Genomic DNA, 23060 nt, shown 5'->3' with positions numbered 1-23060 from the left:
TAGGTTAGGTATGACTAATCATTCACACTAAAAGCGTCTAAACCCTAGATTATGATAAATTATAGTCACATATTCTAAAAATATGTGTAAAGGAGCGAACGTATGAATATTATATCGATTGAACCTACACCAAGCCCAAATACGATGAAAATTAACTTAACCGAAGAGCTTCCAACTGGTAGAAGCAATAATTATAAAAAAGAGGAAGCCGAAAAAGCGCCGCAATTGATCCGCGAAATCTTAAATATCGATGGTGTCAAGGGCGTTTATCATGTTGCTGATTTCTTAGCCGTTGAGCGAAATGGTAAATATGATTGGCAAGAAATTTTGATTAAAGTTCGCCAAGTATTCGGTGAAGATACTAGCGATGAAGAAGCGGGACAGATTATTCTCGAACATTATGGAGAAGTCAATGTTTCGATTTTGCAGTTTAAAGGATTGCCATATCAAATTAAGCTTAATGATGGAAATAGTGAAAAGCGTTATGCCCTTCCGGAAAACTTTGCTCAGGCTGTTCAAGCAGCGCAAAAACAAGATGATAATGTTGTTTTGCAAAGAAAATGGAAAGACTATGGCGTCAGATACGGAGATATGGATGTAATTGGTGCAGAAGTATCTGAAGAGCTTATTGCTGCGTATCCACCAGAGCGGATAAATGAACTTGTAGCTCAAGCGAAGCAAGAGAACGACAACAAAAAAGAACTAGTAAAACGGACTAAAATCAAGCTTACTGCAGAGATGCTTGAGGATGAAAACTGGGAAAAACGCTATCAAGCACTTGAGCAAATGGAGGATCCAACTATAGATGATATTCCATTGCTAAAAAAAGCTCTGTCAGACAGTAAAGTATCCGTACGTAGAGAAGCAGTCGTATTACTAGGGATGATTGAAGATCGAAAAGTATTACCTGCTCTTTATCTTGGCTTAAATGATAAAAATCCAGCAGTGAGAAGAACGGCTGGAGATTGCTTATCTGATCTCGGATTTGCAGAAGCGATGACGGAAATGGCATCTGCCTTAAAAGATAAAAGTAAGATTGTTAGATGGCGTGCTGCGATGTTCCTCTATGAATCTGGCGATAAAAGCGTGTTATCTGCTTTAAAAGAAGCGGAAAAAGATTCTGAATTCGAAGTGGCTTTGCAAATAAAAATGGCAATAGACCGGATCGAAAATGGGGAAGAGGCAAAAGGATCTGTTTGGAAGCAAATGACAGAAGCGAGACAGGCAGAAGAATAATATGTTGCATAGATAAATAGAAAAAGTCTCTCTCTTTTTTTATACTAACGTATAAAAAAGAGAGAGACTTTTATTATTATTTTGACATATCATATGTTCAATTAGATTTAATTGTGTTAGAATTTTTAGAGAATACAAAATAATGCTATTTATTATTTAACTTAATATATTGGGGGTTTTCAATAAATGTCTACGCCAAAAATGAGAAGTGACATGATTACACAAGGAATCGACCGTGCTCCGCACCGTAGTTTGTTGCGTGCAGCCGGCGTTAAAGAAGAAGATTTCGGCAAACCGTTTATCGCCGTTTGTAACTCTTATATTGATATCGTTCCAGGACATGTACATTTGCAGGAATTTGGAAAAATTGTAAAGGAAGCGATTCGCGAAGCGGGCGGTGTACCTTTTGAATTTAATACAATCGGAGTTGACGATGGAATCGCCATGGGTCACATCGGTATGCGCTACTCCTTGCCAAGCCGTGAAATTATTGCCGATTCAATTGAAACTGTTGTTTCAGCGCATTGGTTCGATGGAATGATTTGTATTCCAAACTGTGACAAAATTACGCCAGGGATGATGATGGCGGCTCTTCGTGTCAATATTCCAACAATGTTCGTTAGTGGTGGACCAATGAAAGCGGGTGTGGATAAAGAAGGTAACCCACTTAACTTAAACTCTGTTTTTGAAGGGGTTGGAGCTTACCAAGCTGGTAAAATTGATGAAGCAAAATTACAAGAGATTGAGCAATTTGCTTGTCCTACATGTGGTTCTTGTTCTGGTATGTTTACTGCAAACTCAATGAACTGCTTGGCAGAAGGTCTTGGTCTTGCCCTACCTGGTAATGGTACAATTTTAGCTGTAGCTCCCGAACGTAAAGAGTTTGTTAAACGCTCAGCTACGCAATTAATGGAGCTTATCAAAAAGGATATTAAGCCACGTGATATCGTAACAATCGATGCAATTGACAATGCGTTTGCGTTGGACATGGCGATGGGTGGTTCAACAAACACAGTCCTTCATACACTTGCATTAGCACATGAAGCTGGAATTGAGTATTCATTAGAACGTATCAATGATATTGCAAGTCGTGTACCTCATCTTGCAAAAATCGCTCCGGCATCAGATTATCACATTGAAGATGTTCATAATGCAGGAGGCGTTAGTGCCATCATCAATGAGGTTCTTAAAAAGCCGGGTGCAATCAATGGTGATTGCCTAACTGTATCTGGTAAAACATTACGTGAAAATGTTGCTGGGGCGGAAATCTTGGACAAAAATGTTATTCGTCCATTAGACAATCCTCATTCTGAGCGAGGCGGCCTTGCTGTATTATTCGGTAACCTAGCGCCAAATGGTTCAGTTATTAAAGTTGGAGCTGTCGATCCAGCAGTTGGCGGCTACCATAGAGGTCCTGCAATCTGCTTCGATTCTCAAGAAGACGCACTTTCTGGAATTATAACTGGGAAAGTAAAAGAAGGCGATGTTGTAGTCATCCGCTATGAAGGCCCTAAAGGGGGACCTGGTATGCCAGAAATGCTTGCGCCTACATCACAAATCGTTGGTAGAGGTCTTGGAGCCAAAGTTGGTTTGATTACAGATGGACGTTTCTCAGGTGCGTCGAGAGGTATTTCAATTGGACATATTTCTCCAGAAGCAGCAGAGGGCGGGCCAATTGCATTTGTAGAAAATGGTGATATCATCGAACTTGACTTGAATAATCGTACGATCCAATTAGAAGTTTCTGACGAAGAATTTGAAAAACGTAAAGCAAACTGGAAAGGCTTTGAGCCAAAAGTAAAAACGGGCTATTTGGCACGTTACTCTAAGCTTGTTACAAGTGCTAACACAGGTGGCGTAATGAAAATCTAATCAGATGGAGTTAATCTATCCAGAAGCTTGTTAAAGAAGGGGCGGAGTTCACACTCTAAATTAGAAGAAAGTGTTTATACACGAATTCTCTAATAAGAGTTGGGCCTGGCCCTCTTTAATTTGGAATTGTAAACTTCAGATCTATTCAAGAAGTAGTGGAGCAGTCGATTAACTATTTTGAAAAAATGAGCGGATTATCTAACTTAAACGTATTATAGACGATTCACTTTTTTGCATAATTGTTAATATGTATAGTATTCTTATAGTGTATGGGAAAATAAAGGAGGCATTTACTTATGTCAATGGCATATGAAGAATATATGAAACAAGTGGTAAAACCAATGCGTGCCGAACTTGTTCAAGCGGGTTTTACGGAGTTTACTACTCCTGAAGAAGTAGAAAATTTCATGAATACAGTAAATGAAGAAACAACTCTTGTTGTTGTAAATTCAGTATGCGGATGTGCGGCAGGGCTTGCCCGACCAGCAGCAACTCAAGCGGTGTTAAATTCGGAAAACAAACCAGATCATATCGTGACCGTGTTCGCCGGCCAAGATAAAGAAGCTACGGCAAAAATGCGTGAATATTTCACAGGTTATGAACCATCCTCACCATCGATGGCTTTATTAAAGGGAAAAGAAGTGATCCACTTCATTCCACGCCATGATATTGAAGGGTTTCCGATGGAAGCGGTAATGGAAAACCTTCTTACAGCGTTTGCACAAAAGAAATAATTTAGTATTGGAGTATGTAGAGACTTATCTCTTGGGGCCTGACCTTTTAGATAAGTCTCTACAGCTTTTTAGTTGAATAAAAAGGAGAACAGAAACAGTTACTAAAAATATGCAAATATGTGTAGATATGTGACACAATATGTTTGTGGGAAAATAATACAACCCTAATGAATTTGGAACACTTATTAACTGATCAGTCAAAACACTTCACAAATGGGATAGAGAAGGTGTATTGACAGCGTTTCGAACACCGACAGGAAGAAGATTTTATACTCACACTCAATACCTAGAGTATATAGGCGCTTCATCGAAAAATGAAAATAAGAGAAAAGTAGTTATTTACACTAGAGTATCTAACTCAGGTCAGAGAGACGATTTGCATTTACAAATTGAATTTCTTCAACAATTTGTAAATACAAAAGGTATTAATGTTGATGAAGTGGTGAAGGACATCGGGAGTGGATTAAATTTTAATCGAAAAAAATGGAACTTGCTTTTGAAGGATGTGCAAGAAAATAACGTATCAGAGATTTATAATTCACATAAAGATCGCTTTATTCGTTTTGGTTATGACTGGTTTGAGCGGTTCCTTTTGAGTCACGATACAAAATTAATTGTTGTGAATAACGAAAAATCGTCTCCACAACAAGAATTGGTTCAAGATTTGATTTCTATTATTCATGTCTTTTCATATCGAATCTACGGATTAAGAAAATATAAGAATACAATTAAAAAGGATGGTGAGTTGGATGAAAACTTATAAAACAGAGATTTATCCAACTCAAGAGCAAATTATTAAATTAAACCAAACGATTGGTGTCTGTAGATTCCTTTATAATCAGTTTATTTCTTATAATAAGGAAGTATATGAGAAAGAAGGGAAATTTGTAAGTGGCCTGGACTTTGATAAGTATGTTAATAACGAACTATCTGTCCAAGAAGGATTTGAGTGGATTAAAAAAGCCTATGGAAAAGCTCGCAAGAAATCCATTATGAATGTGGAAAACGCCTTTAAGAGGTTTTTTAAGGAATTATCTAAATTCCCTAGATTTAAAAAGAAAAGGAATCAAGATGTCTCTTTCTATGCACCGAGAAACAACAAAGGCGATCTTCTTATCGAACGCCATCGAATCAAAGTTCCCTTTCTTGGTTGGGTTCGATTGAAGGAAAAAGGGTATCTGCCTGTCAAACAACAGGCAAAAAATATTACGATTACACAAAAAGCAGGAAGATACTATATTTCGGCACTCCTTGATTGTGATTTTCCTTATTCAAATAATCAACAGAAATCTGAAGGTATAGGTATTGATCTAGGCATCAAAGAATTTGCGTTTGCAAGCAATGGTCACTCGTTTAGAAATATCAACAAAACACCAAGAGTAAGAAAGTTTGAGAAGAAATTAAAAAGAGAACAGGGATCACTTAGTCGAAAATACGAATTTTACAAAAAGAAAGGTGGGAAATCTGCTGCTAAAGAGAGGCGGAACCTCAATAAAAATATACTCAGAGTTCAGAAACTTTATCAACGGCTTTTAACTATTCGTGAAGCGTATCGACAACATGTTGTATCTATGATGGTGAAAACCAAACCATCATTTATTACGATCGAAAAGCTTAACGTTAAAGGCATGATGAAGAATCGACATTTAGCAAAAAGTGTTGCCAATCAAGGGTTTTATGATTTTAAACAGCGCTTACTTCATTCTTGCAAAAAGTTTGGAATTGAGCTTAGAGAAGTCGATACGTTTTATCCTTCTTCTAAATTGTGTTCATGTTGCCGACACAAGAAAGTTAATCTTTCTTTATCGGATCGAATTTACAAGTGTGATAACTGTAAAGTTGAATTAAATCGAGATCATCACGCTAGTTTAAATCTAAAACAAGCAACCAAATATGTTGTCTTAACTTAACTAAACAACATATATGTACCGATGGCTAGTCGGGAATTGACGCTTGTGGAGAATCAAACCCACTGCGGTAGCGAGAAAGTAGCGAAACAGGATTCGTTGAAGCAAGAAAACTCTGGATACGTATATTTATACACATTTTTAGTAGCAGAGCTATCATGTTTGTCACAACAGCTGGTCGCACCGATGATCTACATATTGAACAAGCTAAAAATATTGCCACTCAATTTTCACTTCCATTTTACCAGAGGAATAAACGTTCTATAGCTAGAATGCATCAAGACTATAGAATGGATTGCCTAGTAGTAGGAAAAAACAAACTGGAACTTCATAAAATTTCTGGAAGTATGCCTTTCTTTTTTCACCCAAATCTCGCAATGGTTCGTACTAAACGATTGATGAATGGGGAAGAAGATCCGTATATAGCGGCTGCTAAAATTGAAAGAGGGTCCTCTATACTTGACTGTACACTAGGCCTAGGAGCAGATGCTATCATCGCGAGCTATGTATCAGGTCCTGGTGGGGAAATTAGAGCAATTGAAGAAAATCCGATCGTCTCTTTTATTGTGGAACAAGGACTGTTGCAGTGGGAAAGTGGCATCGAACTTATGGATGCTGCGATGAAAAGAATCCATATTCAAACAGGCAATCATCTTGAGGTGTTAAAGACGCTTACGGATAATAGTTTCGATGTGGTGTACTTTGATCCGATGTTTGAAGAACGTATTGAAGAATCAGAAGGTATGAAAGGGTTGGCACAATTTGCATCGCATGAAGATTTACAACTAGAAACGATAGTGCAGGCAAAGCGGGTTGCTAGAAACCGAGTCGTGCTAAAGGATCATTTTCAAAGTAAACGTTTCGAGCAATTGGGGTTCACAACAATCAAAAGGAAAACTTCTTTATTTCATTATGGCTATATTCAATTATAAACGAAACTCGTCTCTTTTTTTTCGACGGGCTTCTTCGCGTTTGAATTTTAATCGATCTATAATGAAAAAAGAAGCCTTGCCATCTGTTAATGGCAAGGCTAGTTAAGGCTATTAAAATGAAAAGCCACTTCTTTTTCTGATTAGAAACAAGCGAAGAAATGAAGTAGGTCCATTCATGGCAATACAAGTGATTAATCGGCAATCGCTTCATAAATGAAATAAACAAGTGAAATAACGACAAGAATCAAAATCGCTGACGATCCCATAGATGAATTCCTCCTTTACAAAACAATGGGTTACTATTAATAATTCTACATCAGATAAGGATAATCCTTCATTCTTATTTGCATATGTAAAAATTCTTGAGAGGGAAAAATGGTATTTCTTTATTATATGCAAGTAAGCCTTTTCTCATAATGAAACCGTATATACATTTTTTTCGTAATTTCCTAAGAAATTCAGTATACTAGAAACTAGAAGATAGAAATGACTAGTTATGTATAAAGGCACGGAAATTTTCCAAATAAAGATTAATATGTGAACCGAAATTTGGAAACTAAAATGATTAAGGAGGAGAGAAAACATCATGCAGAAATCGAGATGGTTGAAGAAAAGCCTCGTTGTATTAGTATCTGTTTTAACATTCGGTATGGTTTCTCCTTCCGATATATCTTGGCGTACACAAGCACATTCCGATAAACACGCGAAGAAGGACATCTTTGAAGAAGCAGAAAGTACAGGCTATTCTTTATTGGAATCAGCTGATGATCCGATTTCAACAACAATATTTGACCGAAGTGAGTTTATTGAATCAATGATGGCAAAGGCCCAGGACCATGCCTTTACGAAATTCGGTGCAAAGATTGGTCCGAAGATTGAGGATGAATTTAAATTTTCTGTTTTACCAAAAATTGAAGAAGCTATTACTCAAATGGCAGTAAAATTTCCTGATGAAGAGCTTGTCCAGTTAACCATATCTAAAGGTCCTTCTTCAGGGCGCGGTGAGAAAATTTTTCATATTTTTAATGAAAATACCGGAAAAGATATCATTCGTTTTCATGTTAGACAAGAGAATCCGCCCCAAGAAGGATATTGGTTCAATTTTCACTACCATACGTATCATGATGAATTCGCTACACATTATGCTTTAGGCAAAATTTATTGGAATAAGAATACACCTCCAAAATGGTCGGAGCAAACTTATTTTTCTTGAAAATGCTTTATTTTTTCTGGAAATTGAAGTTAACATTTGAAACATAAATCCAATAGGCGTATGCTAACGATATAGCCAAACTGAATGCGCTGCTATTAGCGCATTTTTCATTTTTTAAAGAATGGTGTATACGGTTTTAGGAAGAGTTGATCTAGCGAACGCAGTCTATTTAGTCTTAAGCCGATCATTCTGATTTGAAAAAATCGCTCGCTATTCAGTTTGGTTTCGAAGTTCCTGTATAGACACTTACGATTTTCTAATAAAAGAATCAATTTATTTTACAAGAAAGCCGGGATAATATGTTAACAAGCATTATGGACACATATGCTCAATTTTTTGATTGGGGGATGTGGGTTGAAGTATTGTCGGATCCAGTAAGCTGGGGGTTAATTGGCACACTGATTCTACTTGAAGGTTTGCTGTCAGCGGATAATGCACTGGTTCTTGCGGTCATGGTTCGTCATTTACCTAAGAAACAACGAAAAAAGGCACTCTTCTATGGATTACTTGGTGCTTATGCATTCCGATTCATTGCAATTGGACTTGGTGTTTATTTAATTAATCTATGGTGGGTAAAAGTATTAGGAGCAACATATCTTGCGTGGCTTGCCATTAAGTATTTTATTGATAAAACGAAACAAGGTGAAAGTGAAGAAGAAACAAAAGGATTGTCTAAGGAAAGTTTCCTGATTAGAATGTTCGGTAATCTATGGGGAACGGTAGTTGCTGTTGAGTTAATGGATATTGCGTTTTCGGTTGACAGTGTGCTTGCTGCATTTGGTGTCAGTGAAAAAGTATGGGTGTTGTTGATTGGTGGTATGCTTGGTGTGCTAATGATGCGTGGCATAGCAGGTGTCTTTCTTAAATTAATCGACAAAGTGCCTGAACTTGAGACGGCTGCATACGTATTGATTGCGATTATCTCAGTTAAAATGTACCTTGCTGTCATTCATATTGAGATTCCTTATGCAATGTTTTTCCTTTTGATCGTCATCACGTTTGCGATTACTTTTGTTGTCCATTTCCGCAACTTACGTCATCTAAAAGAATAAGTGAAAAAAGTGTTTCCCAAAAGGGTCAGACCTCACACACTATACATCGTTTATTGTGTCATTTATCCGTCACATAAACGATATATAGTAGATGTGTGCTCTGACCCTTTCGTTATGGGGTAGACTCTTTTCTACGTTCTGATGGAAATAGAGTAGGGATACATTCAAATATCCGGAAATTTCCGTTTGATGATCTGAAACACTAAGGAAAAGAAGATGAAGAAACATAATGGAATAAAAATGGACCATAGAACTGAGTTAATTAAAGGGTGTAAAAGAAGACCTAAAAAGAGAGAAAATATGAAAAGGTCAAGATAAATGAAAACCTCTAAATTAAATACATCAAGCACTTCATCTGCAAGTTCAGGGTGAAGTCTTAATAGCTCCTGTTTATTAACACGTCTCAATATAATCACCTAGCATTCATCCAGTTACTTCTTGTATATGTTCAAACCTACCGAAGCGTTACTCATAAAGTGAAACTTCTATCAGTGAGTTTTTTTATCCCCCACTGATGGTTAGTTAAACTGAGATAAATTCATTGAAATTCTTCTGTTGCCATCAGTGATCTCACCTTATTTTCCCAATATTTTCGAAAGTTTAATGATTTCATAATATGTTATACTTCAATAATATGAAAGTAGTAGTTTATCCCGTATTAACAGGCAGTAAGCCCCCACCCCGAGGCTGAGAGGAATCAAGGAAGGACTGCCCGTAAAAATCCGATTAGTGAGATACTGTGAAACTTACTGATGCGTGAGCAGAAGGTTAGTTGAGGCCCACAGGATGTGGCGTATTTAGTATGAGTTCGTTGAATTTGGGTTTGTAGTGTCGCTTTAGCGACGCTAGAACGGACTAACAATTAGTGGGGGATGAAAGAACCCCTTAATGATTGAAGTTTCACTTTATATTGCTAGTTTAATGAATTGGTGGTTGTATACATGAGAAGAATATTATCTTTAGTCTTATGCCTCCTTCTTTTCTTCATTCTATCTTCATTTTCATTTGTTGAAACGGATGGCATAAGTGTTGGTGCTTTTGCAGAAGATCATCGTCTAAAATTAACGAAAGTATGGCAGGAAAATACAAAACTAGGCAGACTTTTTTTATTTCCTGAACATTCCTTTAATGTAGACGAAGCTGTTCAGATTGTTGAACAAATTAGTGTGCTTCCTCCTGCTACAATTCAGAAGTTAGTTGATAAAAATGTGAAAATTAAACTGTTCACAGGTCGTTTAACTGATGATCCATTTGCTGAGCATTTAAAAGGAAGTAAGCCAAGAGGATATAAAAATGAACAGACGACTTGGGATGATGTGCCAGGAATGGGAGGGGATCGAATTGTCCTTGTGAAAATTGGTGCAAGTGAACCAGGAAACGGGCACAGTTCGATTAATCTTGAGCTTCACGAATTAGCCCATACGATTGATACATATGCATATGACGGAATTCGCGATGATGGAGTATTTTTGGGAGCTTGGGAACAAGAAGTAAGCCGTCTTTTCCCTGACAAAGCCTATTATTCTACATATCCAGAAGAATACTTTGCCGAAACATATGCGATGTTCTTTGCGAATGCAGCTTCTAATAAAGTGCTGAAAGAGAAGGCACCGCACACGTATTTATATATTAAACAGTTAAACTAAAATGGAAATTAATGTAGGGGTCTTCGTTGAAATATTACTTTGCGAAGAGAACAGATATTTGGATTATCACTGCATTTTAAATGGTTCTCCTAATCTAATATTCAAAAAGGTTTTGGTGTTGAAACCAGAACTAGGCTACAATAATAGTGTGTATTTGAAAAAAAGGTGGTTTATTTAATGAAGCAATATTTGGATTTATGTAAGCATGTGCTTGAAAATGGTACAAAAAAAAGTGACAGAACAGGGACAGGTACAATCAGTACTTTTGGCTATCAGATGAGATTTAATCTGCAAGAAGGCTTTCCAGTTCTTACGACAAAAAAACTAAGCTTAAAGGCAATCATTCATGAATTATTGTGGTTTCTGCAAGGCGATACGAATGTTTTGTACCTACAGGATAATGGAGTACGTATTTGGAATGAATGGGCGAATGAAAATGGTGAGCTTGGTCCTATTTATGGCCATCAATGGCGTTCATGGGGAACAGCTGATGGCAGACAAATTGATCAAATTTCACAATTGATTGAGCAGATTAAAACTAATCCTGATTCACGCCGTTTGATTATTAATGCTTGGAATGTCGGTGAGTTAGAAGAAATGGCTTTACCTCCCTGCCATGCGATGTTCCAGTTTTATGTTCGGGATGGAAAACTGTCTTGTCAGCTCTATCAACGATCCGCTGATGTATTTTTAGGTGTGCCATTTAATATCGCGTCATATGCCTTGCTGACAATGATGATTGCACAAGTCTGTGACTTGGAGTATGGAGACTTTATTCATACATTTGGGGATGTTCATATTTATAACAATCACATTGAGCAAATCAATCTCCAGTTAACTCGGGAACCGTATCAATTACCAGTTATGAAAATTAATCCAGATGTAAAAAGTATTTTCAATTTTAAATATGAAGATTTTGTACTGGAAAACTATGAGGCGCATCCACATATTAAAGGAGAAGTGAGTGTATGATTTCTTTCATGTTCGCAATGGATGAGAATCGAATAATCGGCAAGGATAATACCTTGCCTTGGTATTTACCAGCGGATCTCCAGTATTTTAAAAAAGTGACAATGGGTCACCCTATTCTGATGGGGAGAAAAACGTATGAGTCAATTGGAAAGCCTTTACCGGGTAGAGAGAACATCATCTTGACTCGAAATGCAGATTATCAACAAGAGGGCATAACAGTGATCTCAGATATGAAAGAAGCCGTGGCATATGCGGACGCCTTGGATGAAGAGGTATTTGTTATTGGCGGAGCAGAAATCTTTCAGCAATTAATTTCTGATTGCAAGCGTCTATACATAACGCAAATCCATCATTCATTTGAGGGTGACACGTATTTCCCGGAATTAAATATGTCAAAATGGCAGACGGTATCTAAAACGACTGGTATCGTAGATGAAAAGAACAAGTATCCTCATGAATTTATTGTATTAGAACGAATCGAGAACTAGACAGAATGGGAGTACTCCATTTGTGGAATTAAATGTAGTACTCGCTGTCTTATTTAATATTGAGACATGTTAGTTGAACTTGTTAGAGTTTTCTATCAGGTGCAAATATGGTGAAATGTCTGAAAAATCTGTTGATTTATTTTCGATTTGTGATATAATTTACAAATTATCTAGAGATGTGAAAAGAGGGTATTACATGAGCCAAATAACATCAACAAGAAAATGGGTCCAAGTTGAAGATATCTTAGTTGCTTATCAGGAGCTTAAAGATATCGTTGCGCACACGCCACTGCAAAGAAACGAAAGATTATCCGAGAAGTATGAGTGTAATGTTTACTTAAAACGAGAAGACTTACAGCATGTGCGCTCTTTTAAGCTTAGGGGAGCATATTATAAAATGAAAAAGCTGACTGCAGATGAAACAAGAAATGGAGTTGTCTGTGCGAGCGCGGGCAATCATGCGCAAGGGGTTGCGTTTGCGTGTAGTCAGTTGGGGATTTCAGGGAAAATCTACATGCCTGCGACAACTCCTCGGCAAAAAGTTGACCAGGTTCAGCTATTTGGTAAAGACAAAATTGAAATTGTTTTAGTAGGCGATTCGTTTGATGATGCCTTTCTTGAAGCAGAGAAATGCCAGGAAACAGAAAAAAGAACGTTTATTCATCCGTTTGATGACGAACTTGTCATCGCTGGTCAAGGAACAGTAGCTATTGAAATATTAAATGATTGTGATGAAAAAATCGATTATGTCCTTGCAGGAATTGGCGGAGGGGGCCTAGTGTCAGGTATCTCTACATATTTTAAATCGGTCTCACCTGAAACATCTTGTATCGGAGTCGAACCAGAAGGCGCTGCTTCAATGAAACAATCTTTAATGAAAGGTGAAGTAGAGGCTTTACAGGACATTGACACGTTTGTAGATGGTGCAGCAGTTAAATGTGTAGGACAAAAAACGTTTGATCTCTGTCAGGAATATATGGATGATATCATTAAGGTCCCTGAAGGAAAGGTCTGCACAACCATACTAGACTTATACAATGAACATGCGATCATAGCAGAGCCTGCAGGAGCGTTGTCTGTTGCGGCGCTTGATTTTTATCGGGATGAAATCAAAGGGAAAACCGTCGTTTGTGTAATTAGTGGGGGCAATAATGATATTGGCCGTATGCAAGAGATAAAAGAAAAGTCACTTTTATATGAAGGGCTACTTTATTACTTCATTGTCAATTTTCCTCAGCGGGCAGGAGCTTTACGTGAATTCCTTGATGAAGTACTCGGACCTAATGATGATATTTCAAGATTTGAATATACGAAAAAAAATAACAAAGAACAGGGTCCTGCTTTAGTTGGCATTGAGCTGAAAAATAGACAAGATTATGGACCTTTGATTGAGCGTATGAGCAAAAAAGGGTTTCCATATGTCGAAGTAAATAAAGATAGTAATTTATTTTCTTTATTGATTTAAGGTTAAAAGAATGGGATGTTCCAAAAGGGCCTGACCTAGCACTCGCCACACAGTTTATCGTGTTACTTACACTTCATTTAAACTGTATGTAGTAGTTGCTGGGTTTGACCCTTTATTTATGGGATACCCGCTATTTTTAATAAAACTGGAATTAATTACTGGTATAGGGTAAAATAATAAGGTATAAATCGTCGTTTATTACACATTTTAAAAGTATTCTAATCAAGTTATGTCAATCTAAAAGTGAGCTATTATTTAGCGAATGTATTATTTTATGTAAGAAAGTAACAGGAGGGGTGTTATCATGTTTTCAAATATAGGGGTACCAGGATTAATTTTGATTTTAGTGCTTGCACTCATCATTTTCGGACCAAAGAAATTACCTGAAATTGGACGGGCATTCGGTCAAACTTTACGTGAATTTAAAAGTTCAACTCGTGAGTTAACACAGGATGTCTTTGAAGAAAAAGATGAAAAAAAGAATAATTCAGTAAAATAAGTACTGTGTCTAAGAGGAGGTTGTCCCATAACGAAAGTGTCAGGCCCCACAATTACAATATATAGTTGAAATAATGTGTATATAACACTATAAACTGTGTATCGCAAGTGAGGTCAAGACCCTATTGGGACATCCTCCTTTTAACTTGTAAGATAAGGGCCCTTAGTTATGTCGATGTGTTTAGTGACAAGCAAATGAAGTACAGTCTTACAGGTCAAATAACTTCCAAGCTTCTTTGAGTCGCTATACAAAGTGGATATAGGAGATTTGTTCTTCTTCATCCAAGTAGATTTAACTTTACCTTATAATGAATGGATACATAAAGGATTGTAGTTTTTTAGAAGTAAAGATGAATATGTGGGCATTATTACCATTGGTATGAGTTACCCGTTACATGCCGGAATAATGAAGAAAATTCGGTAATATTCGTATTTTTAATAGAGAGCGTGATAGATTTGGCAGATCAAGAACAAAACGTAATTGCCCATTTAGAGGAGCTGCGTAAACGTTTAATTATTACGGTAATTGCATTTATCCTCTTTTTTATTGTTGGTTTTATCTATGTTGAAGAGATATATCAGTGGCTTGTTAAAGATTTTGATGAAAAACTAATGGTGCTAGGACCAAGTGATATCCTCTGGATTTATTTCATGCTTGCAACGGTTGTTTCGGTAGCGGCTACAATTCCGGTGTTTGCGTTTCAATTATGGTTATTTGTGAAACCAGCGTTGCTGCCGAGGGAGATAAAAACAACCCTATCTTATATTCCAGCACTTTTTCTTTTATTTGTTGGTGGTCTAGCATTTGGATACTTCATTATTTTCCCAATGGTACTGGATTTCTTACTTGGATTAAGCAGTGGAATGTTTGTGACCAATTTTACAGCAGATAAATATTTCCAGTTTCTTCTTAATATGACATTGCCGTTTGGGATTCTTTTCGAGCTTCCTGTTGTGACGATGTTTTTAACATCAATTGGGATCGTTAATCCATATGTGTTGCAAAAGCTTAGAAAATACGCGTACTTTGTCTTGGTCGTCATAGCGATATGTATTACCCCACCAGATTTTGTATCAGATTTTCTCGTAACTATACCGTTGCTGCTGTTATATGAAATCAGTATTTCGTTGTCAAAATTTGTGTACAAACGGAAGCAAAAACGAGATGCACACATTCAAGAAGAGGTGCAAGAAGAAGGCCTAGATTAATAAATAGCTTTCATATGGCGAGCCATTCACAAAGAAACGCATAAAATTATACGATGCTGTCTGAAGTATTGAATGAAGAAGTAGAGGAGGAATTTGCCTACTTCTTCAATTCGATCAAGGACAGCATTTTTTATTTGGGAATTCCGTTTTTTTTTTTTGAAAAATTATAAAAAACGGAAGAAATGTGTCGAACTTTCAAACTTTGTCAAAATAGCTCGAAATATTGGATATTAAGATTGAATGATCGTATTAACAAGGTATAATTAAGGGAATTGTTAAGGTTGGGAAGTGGAATGATGGGAAATGTGAAAATTGTAACAGATTCGACTGTTGATATGACGCAAGAGGAAATCAAGCGATATGGTATTGAAATGGTACCCTTATCGATTTCAATAGACGACATGATTTATTTAGATAAGATCGAAATAGAACAAGAAGAATTTTTGATAAAAATGAAGAATGCTAAGGAGCTTCCGAAAAGCTCTCAGCCATCGACAGGCACTTTCTTAGACGTTTTTGACAGACTTGGAGAAGATGGAAGCGAGATTATTTCTATTCATATGACTGGTGGAATGAGTGGTACTGTTCAATCTGCAGAGAGTGCAGCGAAAATGACTGAATCCAATGTCACGGTGTTTGATTCAAAATATATTTCAAAGGCATTATCATTTCAAGTAATTGAAGCTGCCAAAATGGCGAAGGAAGGCAAAAGTGTTGCTGAAATTCTGGAGAGGATCAAAGATATTCAATCCCAATCAAGATTGATTATTTCCATTGATACGTTAGAGAATTTAGTGAAAGGCGGACGAATCGGTAAAGTGTCTGCCATGATTGGTTCGTTACTAAACATTAAACCAATTGCGATCTTAGAAGATGGAGTACTTCATCCTGTCTCAAAAGCAAGAAGTCAATCTCAAATTGTTAAATTTGTCGTGAATAAATATAAAGAAGATTTGAAGGATAAGCAAATCACAGGAATTGGTATTGTTCATGTGAATGGATATGAAATCGCTTCAAAGATTAGAACAGCATTAGCTGAAATCAGCGGCTTATCCAATATAAAAATTGAAGGTACGTCTCCTGTAGTAAGCACTCACACGGGCGAAGGTGCTATGGGAGTTATGTATCATTGGGAATAGAAGCATGAAAAACCTGTGAAAACTAATAGATGTCACAATTTGTGAAAAGGTCATAAAATTTTTAGCTTGAATGCAAATTTCTTTAAACAGCTTACATCCTCTGGTAAAATAATATAATCATAATATGCAAATAAAGGCGGTAAAACAATGAAAAGGCGGCAAAGCATAATATTGTTCATTGGAATTATGGTTGTTTTGTTATTATCGGCATGCAGTTCACAAGGGATTAAAAACGGGTATAATTCGGATCTTGAAGAGTTTACTTTCATGGATCATAACAACAAAGAATTTTCGAAAAGTGACTTGAAGGGGAAGGTTTGGCTTGCTGATTTTGTGTTTACAAACTGCACAACGGTTTGTTTACCAATGACGAGTAATTTGGCTGAATTTCAAACGATGCTTAAAGATAATGACATTTCAAATGTAGAAATTGTTTCTTTCTCTGTAGACCCTGAATTAGATATACCAGCAGCGTTGAAGGAGTATGCAGAACGATTCAATGCTGATTTATCCTCTTGGCATTTCCTAACGGGCTATACTCAGCAGGAAATTGAAGAGTTTGCTAAAAAGAACTTTAAAACGATTGTTCAAAAACCAGCCAATACTGATCAAGTTATCCATGGTACTAAGTTTTATTTAGTTAATAAATCTGGAGAAATTGTTAAAGATTATTCAGGCGTGAGTGATGTACCGTTTGAAGAAATGCTGAATGATATTAAAATTTTACAAAAATGATGTGGATGTCCCTAAAAGAACTGACCACGAACGCTATACATAGTTTATAGTAGTCGAAGGGTTTGGGGCTTTTGTTATGGGACATTCTTTTTTATTGCCTTGCGTTTTGAAAGCTGATTATGTCATCAAACTTCATGATTTGCGATTTTATTAATCGTACGTGATATAATAGTGAAAGACCTTTTTTAGGACGGTGACACCTATGAAGAAAAAAATATCCTGTCTATTGATTGGACTGTTGATCCTCACCTCATGTTCAAACATTCGAACAGTTTCAAATTATGCTTTACAACAAGAAAACGAGCTTGAGTTAAAAAAAAAGGATGCGATCCCTGCTACTTTTTTTCCTGATCCGATCGAAATCGTTTCGTTAGGTGATTCTTTGACACAAGGCGTAGGGGATACGACTGACAAAGGTGGTTATATACCCTATTTGCGACAACTGCTAGAAAAAGAACCAACGATTACGTCTGTGAATGTTGTCAATCATGGCGTAAAAGGCAATCGAACTGACCAGTTATTGAAGCGTATGAAAGAAGATAAGGTGATTGCTAATATTAAAAAGGCAGATGCGGTTGTGATTACGATTGGTGGCAATGATGTCATGCAGGTATTCCGCCAAAATATAGTCGATTTGAAAATGGCACAATTTGAGAAAGCAAGAATAGGGTATGAAAAAAGATTGGAACAAATATTCAATAGGGTTCGCTCAAACAATGAGCATGCACAAATTTATTTAGTTGGCATATACAATCCATTTACCAAAGTTTTAAGTGCCTTTCAAGAATTGGAAATTATTATGGACCAATGGAATCGCAGCGGCCAAACAATCGTTGAGAGATATGATAATGCGTATTTCATTGGAATTGGCGATTTATTTGAAAATACGGCAGAGAATTTATTATTTACCGAGGACCATTTTCATCCAAATAATCGAGGCTATGAGTTGATTGCAGACAGAATCTATCAAGAAATGAATATTGAAACAATAGGAAGAGGTTCAATAGAGGCGAGTGCAAAAGGGGATGAAGAATAATTAATGTCTAAAGCAAGTTGGAAATACTTATTTCTAGGATTAATGGCAATAAATATTATTGTGCTAGTTACACTTATTATATTGATTAATTTACCTGCGAAAGATGAGGAAGCTGCACAAATAGATCGTCAAGATCAAGGTGTTTCATTCGTCATAAATACGAATCGAGATGATTTAAATATGTTGATTTCTCAATATATTGAAAAAGAGGGATTAGCTGGACCTGTCCATTATGATGTTCATTTATCAGATGTCGTTGAACTTTACGGAACAATGCCTTTTTTCGGAAGAGATATTGAATTAAAACTCACGTTTGTTCCTGAAGCTCAAAACAATGGAGATGTTGTGTTAAAACAAGAGTCGATTTCAGTTGGCCAACTCAATTTACCTGTCTCCTATGTATTGAATTTCATTAATCGTCAATATAAAACACCAGAATGGGTCACGATACAGCCAGATAAAGAGCAAATATACGTATCATTGCAAAATATGGAATTGAAAAGTGATGTACATGTGAAAGCAAAAGAATTCGATTTAAAAAATGATAAAATTTCATTTGTATTAACAGTGCCCTCTTTACAGCCATAAAAAGGTCATATCTCACATTCTACACATCGATTGTCGGTCTAGTTAACGATATATAGTAGATGTGGGATCTGACCCTTTTATTATGGGGCAGGCAACGGAAGTTTTTGTATATCTTTGTTAAGGAGAAACGAATAATGCTTCCAACTCAGGCTCTGCATCCTGTAAACCGATTATATAGATGGTATAGGCCATATCTGCTCTGAATTCAGCGTGTGGAATTGAGAGTACGTCTTGTTTTGTACTAGTAACTCTTGCTTCAAGGTCAATGCTCATTGGCGTAATTCCCATATAATTTGTTGCTGTTCTGTACGGTACATTTCGAAATACTACATCGCCATTTTTTACAGCTAGATCAATCGCTGGGCTATCTGAAGCCAAATGGATCAACCGAACTTTGGATTCACCGTTAGGCACAGCAGGTAGGTCTTCATGGACGACGAGTCGTATCTGTTTATCCAGGCCGCTTACAGCTAATGTATAAAGCTTTCCTGGTTCAACCTGAATCTTCTGACTGAGAATGGTTGAAGAGAGCTGACCAGTTGGATAGACATCTATTTGATATTTTCCGGCAATTAATGGTAAATAGTCACTGATTGTTTTATATGGACTGTTCTGCAAAATTCTTGTTTCATTCACATACACATCGACATTTCCTGCTTTTGGTGCTGCATGGAGGATTCTTACCCTGCTAGGACTCTTTCTAAATACTTCTTCTGAGCGCATCACTTCAAAAGCTTTATTCAAAGCCGTTAAATGTTTGTGGTAATAATGAACATGCAGGTTTGGGTCCATGTATTTATAATAGCTAGCTAATAGATCATACTTTTGTGCTTTTTTAAAATAATTTTTTCGATTATTCTTAGAATTCGACATGCGTTTCTCTCCTATCTGCAAAGCTTTCGTAAACAGCATATGCAAACCGAAGTAGGCTGGTGTCACAGTAAAGGAAAGATTCCTTTTTCATTGTTCATTAAAAATGGTTAGAAACGAATATGAAATGGATTGAGGTAGAACAGCGTATTATTTTACACTGCATGTAAAAAGCGGTAAAATTCATACAATATGATTTTTATCTCTCATTAACGGGGAGTAAGACCCCCACTGATGGAAGGATCGCCTTATGCTAACGAACAGATCATACTCGATTATTAGCCATATATTCGAAAATTGGAGGTTGAATAGTTGTGACTCGCAATTTAGAAAAAGCAACATTTGCAGGAGGATGCTTTTGGTGCATGGTAAAACCGTTTGATGAGCAGCCGGGGATTGAATCTGTGCTATCCGGTTACACGGGCGGTAACAAAGAAAATCCAACCTATAAAGAAGTTTGTTCTGAAACAACTGGGCATTATGAGGCTGTACAGATTACATATGATCCCAATGTGTTTCCATATGAACGATTAGTTGAATTATTTTGGCAGCAAATTGATCCGACAGACGCTGGTGGACAATTCTACGACCGCGGTGGATCCTACCAAACCGCAATTTTTTATCATACAGCCGAACAGAAGCAAATGGCTGAAGCCTCAAAGGAAACATTACAAAACAGCGGAAGGTTCAATCATCCAATTGTCACACCTATTATACCGGCTAAACCGTTTTACCTTGCCGAAGAATATCATCAGGATTATTATAAGAAAAACCCAGCTCATTATAATCGGTATCGAATCGGATCAGGGCGGCAAACATTTATCGAACAGAATTGGGGGAGTCGTAATGACTAATCAAAATCATGATTTAAAACAAAAATTAACACCTATACAATATGAAGTAACACAAAATAATGGAACAGAGCCAGCTTTTAGAAATGAGTATTGGGATAATAAAGAAGAGGGTTTATATGTAGATATCGTTTCTGGTAAACCTTTGTTTACTTCAAAAGAAAAATATGATGCAGGCTGTGGCTGGCCAAGCTTTACAAAGCCACTTATAGACCAGGAAATTATTGAGAAGGTTGATACGAGCTATGGAATGCGACGAACGGAAGTAAGAAGTAAAACTGGAGATTCTCATCTCGGTCATGTATTTGATGACGGGCCGGGGCCTGAAGGATTAAGATATTGCATCAATTCTGCTTCTCTTCGATTCATTCCAGTTGCTGACCTTGATAAAGAAGGTTATGCACAATATAAAAACGTATTTCGTTAATCACTTAGAAGGTACAAAGCTTTTGTGCTATTATAGAAAAATGTTACGTCATCTAAGATAGGGAAGGGGATTTTTATGTTTAAGAAATTATTTGGGAAAAAAACGGAGGAGTCCGTAGCAAAAGATATCGTATTATTTGCGCCAATGAATGGAAGCGTGGTAGCTTTGGAGGATGTTCCTGATCCGGTATTTGCAGAGAAAATGATGGGAGATGGCCTTGCTATCGAACCAGAAGATGATACAGTGTATTCACCTGTAGATGGTGAGATCGTGCAAGTTTTTCCGACAAAGCATGCGGTTGGGATTAAGGCTGCAAACGGAGCGGAAATTCTGATTCATATTGGCCTCGAAACAGTAGCATTAAATGGTGAAGGCTTTGAAGCCTTTGTCAGTGCTGGTGACAAAGTGAAAATGGGGGATAAACTCATTTCCTTTGATCAAACGATTATTAAAGAAAAAGCAAAAAGTACACTTATTCCAATTATTATTACGAATAGCGATGAAATGGAGTCTATTGTGAAAACGACTGAGACATCGTTAACTAGAGGAGAAACTCACTTTTTAACAGTAACAGTTAAATAACGAGGTTGTCCCATATCAACAAAGGTCAGACCCCGCATCTACTATATATCGTGTAAACGACATATACGATGTGAGGTCTGACCTTTTATTTATTTGTAATAATACCGAAGATATGAACATCAGTTTTACCCGAACGATTCATTAATGATTTTGTTCCACTTGTCTCAAAACGAACCTTATGTAATCCGTCAGCTAAACCACTTCCAATATAGAGATATCGTACTTTTGAAAAAGGCCACCAAGTGTCGAGTGTAGTCGTATATTTTCCATCGATAAATACATCTAGTTTCCCGCCTTCAGGTGTTCTTAAGAAAATCCCGCCTAGAGTAGTTCCTGTAAAATCATACTCGATATAATTGCCTTTTATTTCACTGACAAAGCCTAAAGAGGAATGACTAAAACCATATAAATGGCTAGGCTGATTTACTTTAATAAGGTTCAAGTCCTTTTGCCTATATAGAGGTGTAGACAAAGAGGCGATGACTTTATCTTCAATAGTATGACGAAGTAACTGCGAGTATATCTCATTAGCATAAAGCTGATAACCTGTTCCGTTCGGGTGAATAAGATCTTTTGTAAGTTGCTCTGTGCTTAAGCCGGATTTCGCAAAGACTGGGCGCATGTCTTGGTGGGCGGTCCCATAGTGACGAGAAATTTTCTTGATTTGGTCAGCAAAGTCGTAAAAAGTGAGGGAATTTTCTGTTATGGTAAAAATCTCAGCATTCGGAAAACGTATTTTTACCTTTCTCACTAGAGCTTCATAAATTTCTCCGAAATCATCTGAAGACATGTATTTTCGGTCGTTTTCTCCAAAAACAATAAAGACAAGATCAGGGGGTTCTTTTAAATTAGTTTGAGAAAAATTATAGAGCCCTTCAAAGGCTGTGGCACCACTTTGAACAATATAATCCCCAGATATCTTACTATTCTCTTTTTGTTTCATCATATTCTCTAAACGGACAAACCAGCGTTCTTCCGGAGTTTCTGCTCCTGAACCTCTGCCTATGCTATCACCGATTACTAAATAGCGAATGGGTTTGTTGGTTTTTATCTTATCGTAAACATTTAGATGAGTATCGTTCCCATAGGTTTTCTGATTTAGGAAAAAAACAAACAGTATGCTCATGAATAGGAATAAAGCAATTAACGTCTTGATCATTCTTCTCTTCAATATTTTTCCGACCTTTTCTTTTTTATATAAGTTGGTTTGTAGCGGAATTTGGCGGCTTACTTCAATACGCCTCTGACTTTTTTAAAACCTGCTTATATTATATCCTATTCTTTAAATAACCTCTCAATTTAATGGTCGAAAACCACCTTATTTATAGGATATTGTCCTTAGATAAATAGAGCAGTCGTAAAAAAATAGGCAAATGCACAGACCGAATCGGGCGCATCTGCATATTGTAAAAATGTAAGAGATATCAAAAAGAGGAGTGAATGTAATGTACGGATACGGATATGGTGGCGGATGTGGTGGATACGGATATGGTGGCGGATGTGGTGGATACGGCGGCGGTTTTGCCCTAATTGTGGTGCTGTTTATCCTATTAATCATCATTGGTGCATCTTTCTGCTGTTAACAAAGAAAAAAATAGTAACCGACCT

General features: G+C 36.9%; 23 protein-coding genes and 1 pseudogene. 22 read left to right on the top strand and 2 right to left on the bottom strand.

All coding sequences use genetic code 11. The features are described from left to right. Positions 1 to 102 precede the first annotated feature (102 nt). From JNUCC23_RS12915 to JNUCC23_RS12830, 18 genes and pseudogenes are all read left to right on the top strand, one after another. On the top strand, positions 103 to 1236 hold the full coding sequence (locus JNUCC23_RS12915; RefSeq protein WP_062178827.1) for a conserved virulence factor C family protein: 1134 nt from the start codon (positions 103 to 105) through the stop codon (positions 1234 to 1236). Positions 1237 to 1437: 201 nt separating this feature from the next. After that, on the top strand, positions 1438 to 3108 hold the full coding sequence (gene ilvD, locus JNUCC23_RS12910; protein ID WP_403072099.1) for a dihydroxy-acid dehydratase: 1671 nt from the start codon (positions 1438 to 1440) through the stop codon (positions 3106 to 3108). 296 nt (positions 3109 to 3404) lie between these two features. Further along, positions 3405 to 3842, top strand: coding sequence for a BrxA/BrxB family bacilliredoxin (locus JNUCC23_RS12905; protein ID WP_403070763.1), 438 nt, complete (start codon positions 3405 to 3407; stop codon positions 3840 to 3842). Positions 3843 to 4026: 184 nt separating this feature from the next. After that, a pseudogene (locus JNUCC23_RS12900) lies at positions 4027 to 4605 on the top strand (IS607 family transposase). Next, entirely contained in the window at positions 4592 to 5752 is a 1161-nt protein-coding gene (locus JNUCC23_RS12895; protein WP_454211805.1) for an RNA-guided endonuclease InsQ/TnpB family protein, read from the top strand. Before JNUCC23_RS12900 ends, JNUCC23_RS12895 begins: the two are co-directional and overlap by 14 nt. Before the next feature lie 155 nt (positions 5753 to 5907). Continuing rightward, a complete protein-coding gene (locus tag JNUCC23_RS12890; protein ID WP_454211803.1) occupies positions 5908 to 6681 on the top strand; it encodes a class I SAM-dependent methyltransferase in 774 nt (257 codons plus the stop codon). A gap of 586 nt (positions 6682 to 7267) precedes the next feature. Continuing rightward, positions 7268 to 7894, top strand: coding sequence for a YpjP family protein (locus JNUCC23_RS12885; RefSeq protein WP_454211801.1), 627 nt, complete (start codon positions 7268 to 7270; stop codon positions 7892 to 7894). A 299-nt stretch (positions 7895 to 8193) separates the two neighbouring features. Beyond that, positions 8194 to 8946: a TerC family protein gene (locus tag JNUCC23_RS12880; RefSeq protein ID WP_403070771.1), complete on the top strand. Its 753-nt coding sequence runs from the start codon at positions 8194 to 8196 to the stop codon at positions 8944 to 8946. Between the two features lie 941 nt (positions 8947 to 9887). Beyond that, positions 9888 to 10592 carry an anthrax toxin lethal factor-related metalloendopeptidase gene (locus JNUCC23_RS12875; protein ID WP_403070774.1) on the top strand — a complete coding sequence of 235 codons (705 nt, stop codon included), beginning with the start codon at positions 9888 to 9890 and terminating at the stop codon, positions 10590 to 10592. A 177-nt stretch (positions 10593 to 10769) separates the two neighbouring features. Next, positions 10770 to 11564 carry a thymidylate synthase gene (locus JNUCC23_RS12870; RefSeq protein WP_454211799.1) on the top strand — a complete coding sequence of 265 codons (795 nt, stop codon included), beginning with the start codon at positions 10770 to 10772 and terminating at the stop codon, positions 11562 to 11564. Continuing rightward, positions 11561 to 12052 (top strand): dihydrofolate reductase, encoded by a 492-nt coding sequence (locus tag JNUCC23_RS12865; protein ID WP_062178853.1) that lies wholly within the window; start codon positions 11561 to 11563, stop codon positions 12050 to 12052. The genes JNUCC23_RS12870 and JNUCC23_RS12865 overlap by 4 nt, the downstream gene beginning before the upstream one ends. A 196-nt stretch (positions 12053 to 12248) precedes the next feature. Further along, entirely contained in the window at positions 12249 to 13517 is a 1269-nt protein-coding gene (gene ilvA, locus JNUCC23_RS12860) for a threonine ammonia-lyase IlvA (protein WP_403070780.1), read from the top strand. 304 nt (positions 13518 to 13821) lie between these two features. Further along, on the top strand, positions 13822 to 14016 hold the full coding sequence (locus tag JNUCC23_RS12855; RefSeq protein WP_062178859.1) for a twin-arginine translocase TatA/TatE family subunit: 195 nt from the start codon (positions 13822 to 13824) through the stop codon (positions 14014 to 14016). 455 nt (positions 14017 to 14471) lie between these two features. Beyond that, entirely contained in the window at positions 14472 to 15224 is a 753-nt protein-coding gene (gene tatC, locus JNUCC23_RS12850; protein WP_062178862.1) for a twin-arginine translocase subunit TatC, read from the top strand. 296 nt (positions 15225 to 15520) lie between these two features. Then, a complete protein-coding gene (locus tag JNUCC23_RS12845; RefSeq protein ID WP_062178865.1) occupies positions 15521 to 16363 on the top strand; it encodes a DegV family protein in 843 nt (280 codons plus the stop codon). A 147-nt stretch (positions 16364 to 16510) separates the two neighbouring features. Beyond that, positions 16511 to 17098: an SCO family protein gene (locus tag JNUCC23_RS12840; protein ID WP_454211796.1), complete on the top strand. Its 588-nt coding sequence runs from the start codon at positions 16511 to 16513 to the stop codon at positions 17096 to 17098. Positions 17099 to 17300: 202 nt separating this feature from the next. Further along, a complete protein-coding gene (locus JNUCC23_RS12835; RefSeq protein ID WP_403070788.1) occupies positions 17301 to 18134 on the top strand; it encodes an SGNH/GDSL hydrolase family protein in 834 nt (277 codons plus the stop codon). A gap of 3 nt (positions 18135 to 18137) precedes the next feature. Continuing rightward, a complete protein-coding gene (locus JNUCC23_RS12830) occupies positions 18138 to 18722 on the top strand; it encodes a YpmS family protein (RefSeq protein ID WP_062178874.1) in 585 nt (194 codons plus the stop codon). A gap of 117 nt (positions 18723 to 18839) precedes the next feature. On the opposite strand, the gene JNUCC23_RS12825 is transcribed toward JNUCC23_RS12830, so the two are convergent. Further along, positions 18840 to 19595 carry a DUF4397 domain-containing protein gene (locus JNUCC23_RS12825; protein ID WP_454211794.1) on the bottom strand — a complete coding sequence of 252 codons (756 nt, stop codon included), beginning with the start codon at positions 19593 to 19595 and terminating at the stop codon, positions 18840 to 18842. A gap of 311 nt (positions 19596 to 19906) precedes the next feature. Between JNUCC23_RS12825 and msrA the strand changes: the two genes are divergently transcribed. From msrA to JNUCC23_RS12810, 3 genes are all read left to right on the top strand, one after another. Further along, positions 19907 to 20446, top strand: coding sequence for a peptide-methionine (S)-S-oxide reductase MsrA (gene msrA, locus JNUCC23_RS12820; RefSeq protein ID WP_454211792.1), 540 nt, complete (start codon positions 19907 to 19909; stop codon positions 20444 to 20446). Then, a complete protein-coding gene (gene msrB, locus JNUCC23_RS12815) occupies positions 20439 to 20870 on the top strand; it encodes a peptide-methionine (R)-S-oxide reductase MsrB (RefSeq protein ID WP_403070797.1) in 432 nt (143 codons plus the stop codon). Before msrA ends, msrB begins: the two co-directional genes overlap by 8 nt. 75 nt (positions 20871 to 20945) lie before the next feature. Beyond that, positions 20946 to 21452: a PTS sugar transporter subunit IIA gene (locus JNUCC23_RS12810; protein ID WP_454211790.1), complete on the top strand. Its 507-nt coding sequence runs from the start codon at positions 20946 to 20948 to the stop codon at positions 21450 to 21452. Positions 21453 to 21537: 85 nt separating this feature from the next. Here the strand turns inward: JNUCC23_RS12810 and JNUCC23_RS12805 are convergent, their stop codons facing one another. Beyond that, on the bottom strand, positions 21538 to 22623 hold the full coding sequence (locus tag JNUCC23_RS12805) for a GDSL-type esterase/lipase family protein (protein ID WP_454211788.1): 1086 nt from the start codon (positions 22621 to 22623) through the stop codon (positions 21538 to 21540). 274 nt (positions 22624 to 22897) lie between these two features. Here JNUCC23_RS12805 and JNUCC23_RS12800 point away from each other — a divergent pair, with 274 nt between their 5' ends. Further along, entirely contained in the window at positions 22898 to 23035 is a 138-nt protein-coding gene (locus JNUCC23_RS12800) for a YjcZ family sporulation protein (RefSeq protein ID WP_403070807.1), read from the top strand. The last annotated feature ends 25 nt before the right edge of the window (positions 23036 to 23060 follow it).

It is taken from the genome of Peribacillus sp. JNUCC 23 (assembly GCF_053653995.1).
This window is presented reverse-complemented; position numbering and strand designations above follow the sequence as displayed.